At 65.4% G+C, this 9,392-nt stretch carries 10 protein-coding genes and 1 pseudogene; 6 read left to right on the forward strand and 5 right to left on the reverse strand.

The features are described 5' to 3' along the window. From ACFP9U_RS21045 to ACFP9U_RS21060, 4 genes and pseudogenes are all read left to right on the forward strand, one after another. Positions 1-259 (forward strand): annotated as a pseudogene (locus ACFP9U_RS21045) (DNA repair protein RecN); the annotation flags it as partial. 109 nt (positions 260-368) lie between these two features. Further along, on the forward strand, positions 369-2,480 hold the full coding sequence (gene ligA / locus ACFP9U_RS21050; protein WP_378624465.1) for an NAD-dependent DNA ligase LigA: 2,112 nt from the start codon (positions 369-371) through the stop codon (positions 2,478-2,480). 373 nt (positions 2,481-2,853) lie between these two features. Continuing rightward, the gene (locus tag ACFP9U_RS21055) at positions 2,854-3,582 is read left to right on the forward strand and encodes an AzlC family ABC transporter permease (RefSeq protein ID WP_378624466.1); all 729 of its coding nucleotides are present in this window, start codon (positions 2,854-2,856) and stop codon (positions 3,580-3,582) included. Then, the gene (locus ACFP9U_RS21060; RefSeq protein WP_378624468.1) at positions 3,579-3,878 is read left to right on the forward strand and encodes an AzlD family protein; all 300 of its coding nucleotides are present in this window, start codon (positions 3,579-3,581) and stop codon (positions 3,876-3,878) included. The genes ACFP9U_RS21055 and ACFP9U_RS21060 overlap by 4 nt, the downstream gene beginning before the upstream one ends. 30 nt (positions 3,879-3,908) lie before the next feature. Here the strand turns inward: ACFP9U_RS21060 and ACFP9U_RS21065 are convergent, their stop codons facing one another. Further along, positions 3,909-5,735 (reverse strand): aminopeptidase P family protein, encoded by a 1,827-nt coding sequence (locus tag ACFP9U_RS21065; protein ID WP_378624469.1) that lies wholly within the window; start codon positions 5,733-5,735, stop codon positions 3,909-3,911. Positions 5,736-5,956: 221 nt separating this feature from the next. Here ACFP9U_RS21065 and ACFP9U_RS21070 point away from each other — a divergent pair, with 221 nt between their 5' ends. Continuing rightward, positions 5,957-6,133, forward strand: coding sequence for a hypothetical protein (locus ACFP9U_RS21070; RefSeq protein WP_322452004.1), 177 nt, complete (start codon positions 5,957-5,959; stop codon positions 6,131-6,133). 56 nt (positions 6,134-6,189) lie between these two features. Here the strand turns inward: ACFP9U_RS21070 and ACFP9U_RS21075 are convergent, their stop codons facing one another. Genes ACFP9U_RS21075 through ACFP9U_RS21085 form a run of 3 tightly spaced genes read right to left on the reverse strand, consistent with a single transcriptional unit; the run spans position 6,190 to position 7,844 of the window. Further along, positions 6,190-7,062, reverse strand: a complete 873-nt coding sequence (locus ACFP9U_RS21075) for a 50S ribosomal protein L11 methyltransferase (protein ID WP_378624471.1) — start codon at positions 7,060-7,062, stop codon at positions 6,190-6,192. 24 nt (positions 7,063-7,086) lie between these two features. Further along, a complete protein-coding gene (locus ACFP9U_RS21080) occupies positions 7,087-7,665 on the reverse strand; it encodes an SCO family protein (protein WP_378624474.1) in 579 nt (192 codons plus the stop codon). Positions 7,666-7,685: 20 nt separating this feature from the next. Beyond that, the gene (locus ACFP9U_RS21085) at positions 7,686-7,844 is read right to left on the reverse strand and encodes a hypothetical protein (RefSeq protein ID WP_378624476.1); all 159 of its coding nucleotides are present in this window, start codon (positions 7,842-7,844) and stop codon (positions 7,686-7,688) included. Positions 7,845-8,001: 157 nt separating this feature from the next. Between ACFP9U_RS21085 and ACFP9U_RS21090 the strand changes: the two genes are divergently transcribed. Next, positions 8,002-8,628: a DapH/DapD/GlmU-related protein gene (locus ACFP9U_RS21090; protein ID WP_378624478.1), complete on the forward strand. Its 627-nt coding sequence runs from the start codon at positions 8,002-8,004 to the stop codon at positions 8,626-8,628. A gap of 581 nt (positions 8,629-9,209) precedes the next feature. On the opposite strand, the gene ACFP9U_RS21095 is transcribed toward ACFP9U_RS21090, so the two are convergent. Then, on the reverse strand, positions 9,210-9,392 hold a 183-nt coding region (locus ACFP9U_RS21095), incomplete at its 5' end, for a hypothetical protein (protein WP_378624480.1).

Genomic DNA, 9,392 nt, shown 5'->3' on the forward strand with positions numbered 1-9,392 from the left:
CCAGCGGCTGGCGCGGCTTGCCACCCGCATCCAGGTGCTGTCCGTCACCCACGCGCCGCAGGTGGCCGCCCGCGCCAACACCCACTACCTGATCGCCAAGAGCGGCGGGCACGACCATGTGACCACCGGTGTGGCCGTCATGGACAACGATGCCCGGCAGGAGGAGATCGCGCGCATGCTGGCCGGTGCCACCGTCACCGACGAGGCGCGCGCGGCGGCGGAACGCCTTCTGCGCGAAAACGCGGCGGCCGCGGAGTAGCGGCTCCTCGGGCTTTCCTGTGGGGCTGTCAGCAATCGCCTCCATTCGTCTTGAGACCCTTGCCCGAAAAGCCATATGTTGGCGGCCCATCGAATTCGGACCACCGCCCATGAGCACAGCCAGCATCCCCGTGGACGACCTGACGGAGGAGCAAGCCAAAGAGGAACTGGCGCGGCTTGCGCGCGAGATCGCCAGGCATGACGCACTCTATTTCGAGGAGGATACGCCGGAGATATCCGACGCCGAGTACGACACGCTGCGGCGGCGCAACCTGGCAGTCGAGCAGGCCTTTCCCGAGCTTGTGCGCGAGGATTCGCCCTCGCGCCGGGTGGGTGCACCGGTTTCGGAAAAGTTCGAGAAGGTGCGGCACAAGGTGCCGATGCTTTCCCTCGACAACGCCTTTTCCGACGACGATGTGATCGATTTCGTGGCGCGCATCCGGCGTTATCTGAAGCTCGAGCCGCATGCGCCGGTCGCCATGACCGCCGAGCCGAAGATCGACGGGCTGTCGCTCTCCCTGCGCTACGAAGGGGGACGGCTGGTCTCCGCCGCAACGCGTGGCGACGGGCAGGTGGGCGAGAACGTGACGGCCAATGCCCGCGCCGTGGCCGACATCCCGAACGTGCTTTCGGGCGATTTTCCGGAGGTCATCGAGGTGCGCGGCGAGGTCTACATGACCCACCGCGACTTTCTGGCGCTCAACGAGCGCCAGAAGGCGGAGGGCAAGCCGACCTACGTCAATCCGCGCAACACGGCCGCCGGTTCGCTGCGTCAGCTCGATCCGGCGATGACGGCGTCGCGGCCGCTGAAATTCTTCGCCTATGCCTGGGGCGAGGTGAGCGAAATGCCGGCTTCCACGCAGATGGAGATGGTGGCGGCGCTGGCAAGGTACGGCTTTCGCACCAATGAGCTGTTGTGCCGGTGCGAAACGGCGCGCGAGCTGCTCGCCCATTACAAGGCGATCGAGGAACAGCGGGCGACGCTCAGCTACGACATCGACGGCGTGGTCTACAAGGTGGACGATCTTGCGCTGCAGCAGCGGCTCGGCTTCGTCTCACGCAGCCCGCGCTGGGCGATCGCCCACAAGTTCCCGGCAGAGAAGGCGTCCACCATCCTGCGTGGCATCGACATTCAGGTGGGCCGCACCGGGGCGCTGACGCCGGTCGCCCGCCTCGAGCCGGTGACGGTCGGCGGCGTCGTGGTGACGAATGCGACGCTCCACAATGCCGAGGAGATCGAACGGCTCGGCGTCAAGATCGGCGACACGGTGACGGTGCAGCGGGCCGGCGACGTCATCCCGCAGATCCTCGGCTATGTGCCGGAACGGCGCCCGGCGGACGCCGAAGCGTTCGAATTTCCGAGCGTCTGCCCTTGTGAGCTGGAAACACCGGTGGTGCGCGATGCGACGGCCGGCGGTGCGGAGGGGGTGGTGCGCCGCTGTTCGGGCGAGTTCGCCTGCCCTTTCCAGCGCATCGAGCATCTGCGCCATTTCGTCTCCCGGCGCGCCTTCGACATTGAGGGCCTGGGGGAAAAGCAGATCGAGTTCTTCTTCCGCGATCCCGACCTGCCGGTGAAGAGCCCGGCCGATATCTTCACGCTTGCCGAGCGCGATGCGGAGAACCTCAAGAAGCTCAGGGACAAGGACGGCTGGGGGGAGGTATCGGCGAAGAACCTCTTTGCGGCGATCGAGGCGCGGCGAACGATCCCGCTCGACCGCATGATCTACGGGCTCGGCATCCGTCACGTGGGCGAGCGCACGGCGGCGACGCTGGCACGCGCCTACGGCTCCTGGCAGGATTTTCACGATGCGGCGCTGGCGGTTGCCGGCGGCGATCCGGCCGCCCGCGAGGAGATGGACGCGCTGGAGGATATCGGCGATGCGGTGATCGACGCGGTGGCGCGCTATTTCGCCGAGGAGCACAATCGGGCGCTCGTTGAGGCGCTTGCCGCGCAGGTGAATGTCGAGGATGCCGAACGGCCCGTCCTGGATTCTCCGGTCGCCGGCAAGACCATCGTCTTTACAGGCGCGCTCGAGCGCATGTCGCGTGACGAGGCCAAGGATATGGCCGAGCGGCTGGGCGCCAAGGTGGCCGGCTCCGTCTCGAAGAAGACGGACCTCGTGGTCGCCGGGCCCGGCGCGGGCTCGAAGTTGAAGAAGGCCGCCGAGCTGGGAGTCGAGGTGATCGACGAGGACGCCTGGTTCGAACGGGTGGGCGGATAGGTTCGGCCGGGCGGAGACGCCTGCGCCTTTTCGCACTTCTTCTTGAGCGTGACGGGGCCCTTTGAAACAGCCGCTAACTTTTCCCGTCATCCCGGCCAAGGGAGCGTAGGCGACCGCGAGCCGGGATCCATTCGGAACGGCTCGTGCCGGGCTTCGGCGTCACGGAATGGATCCCGGACAGCCTCCGCTTCGCTCCGGCTTCCGGGATGACGTGGGAGGGTAGTATCCGGTCTGTCCGCCCTTTGGCAGGCGCGGTGAAGCAGCGTTTGCCATCGCCGGAGGGAGAACCCATCATCGCCATTCATCCCTGGTTCAATGGAATTGATATGACTGGTCAGCTTTGCTGACCTATTCTAGGGGCTGGAGGTTTCCCATGACTGCTGACAGTTGTGCCGCGCCGCGCGCGACGAGCGAATTCATGCGCGGCGTGCGTGCGGGCCTGCCCGTGGTCGTGGCGGCGGCGCCTTTCGGGCTGCTGTTCGGCACGCTGGCGGTGGACAACGGCTTTTCCACCTTCGAGGCGGTCCTGATGAGCGCCACCATATTTGCCGGCGCCAGCCAGATGGTGGGGCTCGACCTGTTCGGTGCCAACATCGCGCCGTGGCTGGTGGTCTTTTCGATCTTCGCCGTGAATTTCCGCCACGTGCTCTATTCGGCGACCATCGGCCGCCATCTTACCCATTGGACGCCGCTGCAGCGGGCGGTGGGTTTCTTCTTCCTCGTCGATCCGCAATTCGCGGAAGCCGAGCAGCGGGTCGAGCGTGGCCAGGGCATCGGCTTTTCCTGGTATATGGGGCTCGGCCTGCCGATCTATGTGTGCTGGGTGACGGAGGCCTGGCTCGGAGCCTGGTTCGGCCGCCTCATTCCCGACCCGCATGCGCTGGGGATCGATTTCCTTTTGCCGATCTATTTTCTCGGGCTGGTGATGAGCTTCCGCAAGCGAGCGTTCTGGCTGCCCGTCGTCGTGGTGAGCGCGGTCGCATCCGTCATCGCCTACCGCACGGTCGGCTCGCCCTGGCACGTATCGATCGGCGCGCTGGCCGGCGTGCTTCTCGGCGCGATGCTGGCGCCGGCACGTCCCGACGGGGAGGAGGCGCCGTGAGCACGATTTTCTGGATCATCATTGCCGGCGCGGTGCTCACCTACTTGACGCGAGCCGGTGGTCACCTCGTGCTGTCGCGCTTTCCGCGCATCCATCCGCGCGTGGAGGCGGGACTGAACGCCGTGCCGGCGGCGGTGCTGACCACGCTCGTCGCGCCCGCGGCTATGGAGGGCGGGCCGGCGGAACTCACCGCGCTGGGCGTGGGGCTGGTGATCTCGCTTCTGGGCGGAGGAATGATGCCGATGTTTCTCACATCGGCTGCGGTGCTCATCCTGCTGCGGCATCTTTTGGGGTAGCCCGTTTCCACTGTAGAGCAGAAACCCCTCTCAAACCGGCGCTGTCGCCGCGCGTAGCCAGGTCCTCGTCGCATCGTCCGAGAGCGGTGCGATCTCGTCGAAGGCCCGCTGGTGGTAGGCGTTCAGCCAGTCGCGCTCTTCCGCCGTCAAAAGCGCGGGGTCGATCAGCCGGCGGTCGATGGGCACGAGCGTCAGCGTCTCGAAGCCGTGCATGTCGATCTCGCCGCCCGGGATCGGCTCCGGCGCGGTGACGGCGATCAGGTTTTCGATGCGGATTCCGTAGTGGCCTTCGCGGTAATAGCCGGGCTCGTTGGACAGGATCATGCCGGTGCGCAGCTTTTCCGTGCCGGTCTTGGCGATGCGCTGCGGGCCCTCGTGCACGGACAGGTACGAGCCGACGCCGTGGCCCGTGCCGTGACCGTAGTCGAGGCCGGCCTTCCAGAGAGCCAGGCGGGCGAATGCGTCGATATCGGCGCCACGGGTGCCGGGGGGAAAGCGCAGCATGGAGATGGCGATCATGCCCTTGAGGACGAGGGTGAAACGGTGCTGCATCTCCGCGCTCGGCCGGCCGAGCGCCATGGTGCGGGTCACATCCGTCGTGCCGTCGTCGAACTGGGCGCCGGAATCGACCAAGAGAAGCTCGCCGGGGGCAAGCCGCCGGTTCGACTTTTCCGTCACGCGGTAGTGGATGACGGCCCCGTCGGGGCCGGCGCCTGAAATGGTGTCGAAGGAGATGTCGCGCAGCGGCATCTGAAATTCCCCGCCCACCTCGCGCCGGCACGCCTCCAGGTGCCTGACGACCGCGATCTCGTCCAGACTTTCCGGCGTCTGCGCATCGATCCAGGCGAGAAAGCGGGCGAGCGCGACGCCGTCCCGCAGATGGGCGGCGCGCGCGCCCTCGAGTTCCGTCGCGTTCTTGGTCGCGCGGGGCAGGGCGGCCGGGTCGGAAAGAGAGACGACCGTGCCGCCGGCTTCCTCGACAACGAGCCGCAGACGTTCGGCGGCCTGGCCGTCGTCGAGGCCGATCCTGCCGCCATCCTTTGCCAGTTCGGCCAGCACGCCATCAAGGTCGGACGGCGTGTGGAGTTGCGCAAGTTCGTTCAGATATGCGCGCGTCTCGTCCGAGAGCTTCTCCGGGTCCAGGAATAGGCGCGGCCCGGCGGACGCGGACAGGACGGCGAAACCCAACGCGAGCGGCGTGTGCGGCACGTCGCTGCCGCGGATGTTGAAGGCCCAGGCGAGCGAGGCGGGGTCGGTCAGCACCGTATGGTCGATGCACTCCTCTTCGATCTTCCGCGAAAGGCGGGAGAGCTTGTCGGCGGCGGTCTCCCCGGCATAAGCGAGCGGATGGATGCGTACGGGCCCGGCCGGCGGGGCGGGGCGGTCGTCCCAGACGGCATCGATCAGGTTCTGTTCGAGCGGGACCACTTCCGCGCCGGTCTTTTCCAGTGCCGCGCGCAATCTCCGGATCTCTCCGATCGTGTGCAGCCACGGGTCGAAACCGACGCGCGCGCCTTTCGACAGATTGGCCTTCATCCACTTTCGCGGCGGATTGTCCACCAGGCTTTCAATCTCGAACAATGCCGGATCCGTCTGTTCGCGCGCCTGCAGCGTGTAGCGCCCGTCCACGAAGAGGACCGCCCGGTCGCGCAGGATGAGGGCGGAGCCGGCCGACCCTGTGAAGCCCGTCAGCCATGCCAGCCGCTCCGCCGAGGCGGGCACATATTCGCCCTGGTGCTCGTCGCTACGCGGCACCAGGAGGGCATCGAGACCGGCCTCGGCCATCCGTGCGCGGAGCTTTTCGAGCCGCGGCCCGGCCTGCGCGGGATCGGAAACACTGTCGAACGACTGGAACATGTTTTCTCCGGAGGGCTAGGTTTTCGGCGAGACGATAGACGCCCGTGCCTGGCCGGGCAATGCGGGCGCGCGCGCACCCTCAATGCTGCGGCGCAATATGCGATTTCGCATATGCAAAACCGGAAGGGCAGGCATGCGCAATATGCTCTGGTGATTCAGACAGCATTGCATACTTTCCGGGCCGTGGAGGACGGATTTTTCGGGTGAAAAGGAGACCTCTCATGGCACGTGCCAAACACGGATTTTTTCGCAATGCAGTCGACGCGTTGGTTGCTGCCCGCCAGAGGCAGGTGAGCCGCTATGTCAATGGCGCGCTCCTGATGCTCGACGACGAGACGCTCAAGGCGCACGGCTATACACGCGATGAGCTGCGCCGCAAGGGCACGACCTACTTCTGATCTTATCCGGTCCTGGGACAGGGGCGAGCGGCCGTGTTTGCGCGGCCGCTTTTTCTTTATCGCTTCATATGAATGGTCACCCAGCCTTCCCGGCTGAGAGTGGTGACATGACGGAAGCCCTGGCCGGCATAGGCGGCGATGACGGCGCGCCGCTGGCGCTCCAGAATGCCCGACAGGATGAGTGAGCCGTCGTGCTTCAGGTGGCGCGCCATGGCGGGCGCGAGCCGCATCAGGGGCAGGGCGAGAATGTTGGCGACGATCAGGTCGAAAGGCCGCCTGCGGGCGATCTCCGGGTGGTGAAATCCCGGTGCGGTGGCGACCCGCACCCGGTTGAAAACCGCGTTGAGGCGGACGTTCTGCCGCGCCACGCCCGTGGCGGTGGCGTCGATGTCGGTCGCAAGCACGGCCATGGGCCGCAGCTTGGCGAGCGCGACCGCAAGCACGGCGCTGCCGGTGCCGAGATCAAGGGCGTTTCGCGGATCCTCGCGCCCGACCACCTGCTCGATCATTTCCAGACATCCCGACGTGGTGCCGTGATGGCCGGTGCCGAAGGCCTGGCCGGCGTCGATCTCGATGGCGATATCGCCCGACCGACGGCGGTGACGCTCGTGGGCGCCGTGGACGAGGAAGCGCCCGGCGCGCACCGCGTGCAGGCCCTGGAGCGAATGCGCCACCCAGTCGATCTCGGGAAGCACTTCCTCGGCGATCTCCGGGGTCTCCGGAATTGCCTCGAGGACGGCATTGATGCGTGCCTTAACGTCCGATGCCTGGTCGAGCGCGTAGACGGACACTTCGTGCACGTCGTCGGCTTCATCCGCCACGCAGATGGAAAGCGCCAGCCCGTCTTCTTCGAACGCTTGCTCGAGGAGATCGTAGATGCGGACGGCAAGGGCGCGCGGAGCCTGGAGGTAAAGCCGGGTCTGGGACATATGGAGTCAGGAAAGGGTTGACGATCAGCCTTCCCTTATCAGCCGGCGCAGCTTGGTGACAGCCGTTTCGACGTTCTCCTCGTAGGAAATGGTGCCGAAGAAGTCGCCCTGGCGGTCGAGCAGCATGACCGAGGCCGTGTGATCCATGGTGTAGTCGCCACCCTCGTGCTCGACCTTGCGCGCAAAGATGCGGAAGGCCTTGACCATCTCCATGACCGCTTCGGGATCGCCGGTGATGCCGGTGATGCGGTCGGAAAAGTTGCCGACATAGGCCTTCATCACCTCGGGCGTGTCGCGCTCCGGATCGACCGAGACGAAATAGGCTTCCAGCTCCCCGCCCTGCGTGCCGAGCGTGTCGAGCCAGCCTTCCATCTCGAAGAGCGTGGTGGGGCAGACGTCGGGGCAATGGGTGAAGCCGAAGAAGACCGCGGTGGGGCTGCCCTTGAAGGCGGCCTCGGTGATGGGATCGCCATTGTGATCGACGAGTTCGAAGGGTGCGCCGAAAGCGGCCGCCGTCTGCGCGCCACGATACCACTGGAACGTCATCAGACCGACGGCAACCGCCATGAGGGCGAAAATGCCGACAAGGATATAGCGCATCATCGAATCACACCGTCAGGAGATCAGAAGCACCAGGCGAGCCCGGCCTCGACCAGGGAAATGAACATAGCGGCGCCCTTCTCCATCCACATGGCAAGGCCCAATCCGCCAAGTGCCGCAAGCAGCACAAGCAAAAGGCCGGCGCGCAGGATGGCCGGAAGACTGGCCGATGCCGTTTTCATGACAGGAAGATAGTCCGGGGGCGCCGGGAAAGCAAAGACGCAAATCTGCCGCAAGCATCGCTCTGCACGTTCTTTGGGAGCTGCCGGCTTTTGGACCCGGGGACCGTGTCTTCGGAAACCGATTCCGGTTTTCGGGCCGATGCGTTAGACGGAGAGGATGGAGGATTTGCGTTTCACCGATTCCGAACCGCGTATCCACCCGACGGCAGAGCTGAAGTCCTGCAGGCTGGGACGCTATACGGCGGTCGCCGAGCGGGTGATCCTGCGCGAGGTCAGCCTCGGCGACTTTTCCTACTTCGAGCGCCATGCCGAGGGCATCTATGCCGAGATCGGCAAATTCTGCTCGATCGCCGCCAATACCCGCATAAATGCGCTGGAACACCCGTTGGAGCGCGTGACGACGCACAAGGTCAGCTATCGGCCCAACGAGTATTTCCGCTATCTCGGCGTCGATGCCGGATTTCGCGCGCGGCGCAGGGAACGCGGCGTCGTCATCGGCAACGATGTCTGGATCGGCCATGGTGCGGTTGTCATGCCGGGCGTGCATGTTGGCGACGGTGCGGTGGTCGGCGCCAATGCCGTCGTCACGCGCGACGTGGCCCCTTACGCGATTGTCGCCGGCGTGCCGGCGCGGCTCGTGCGGCAGCGGTTTGCGCCCAAGCTCGCCGAACGGCTGCAGGCGCTTCATTGGTGGGACTGGCCGCTGGAGACGCTGTTCGACGCCGTCGCCGATATGCAGGCGCTCGACGTGGAAGCCTTCCTGGAGAAGTGGGAGCGGCCGTAAACCGGACACTGAAACGACCGGCCTGTACCCTCCCGCCGCGCGGGCGACGGAAGGGACAGGAGGTCAGCGCCTGACGGCGACATGTGCAGCGCGGAGTGCTCTCCGTGTCCGCGGGGGCAGTAAAGGCGATCAGGGTTAACAAACCGCTTCCGCGATTTTCGATCGACGGTTGTATTCGGTTGCAGGATTCTGCAAATCCGGCAGCGAGATGGAAACGGAAAGCGGAGCGGGACGCGGATCGGTCGCCGCATAAGAGGTATTCCTGCCCGCGAACACGGCGCCGTCCGAGCGCGACGGGCTGTGTGCGGCTCCCAAGCCGGCGGTGATCGTCTGTATCCGCACGGCCGCGGGCTCGGCACTGCGGTTTGCCGTGTAAGGTGGTGGCGAGCGATCAATCTAATACCTACTTCGGACGGTTCTTATATACAACCTTTTCAGAACTACTCGCGTATTGCTTGTATTGACTTTCGGGGTACTTACTATCCAAATGCAAAGGGGAAACCGGGTGCTAATGCACACGGTAAGAATAGGGGCGATCGATGCATAGAAATTTCCACGAGTTAAAGCGGCAGCTTGCCGAGCTATCGGAAACGATCAACAAGTTTGAATCCGAGGCTGTTCAACTCCGAATCGTGGAGCTTCTCTTCGATCAGATGAGCGAAGGTGGTCGTTTTTCGGAAGCCGGGGGTCAGGGATATGTCACCGGACCGGCCCGCGCGAGCAGGCGCGAAGCGGCCGCGCCGGCCGAACCCCAGCGCGCGCCG

The organism is Nitratireductor sp. GCM10026969 (assembly GCF_042660605.1).
In the GTDB taxonomy this organism is placed as follows: domain Bacteria; phylum Pseudomonadota; class Alphaproteobacteria; order Rhizobiales; family Rhizobiaceae; genus Chelativorans.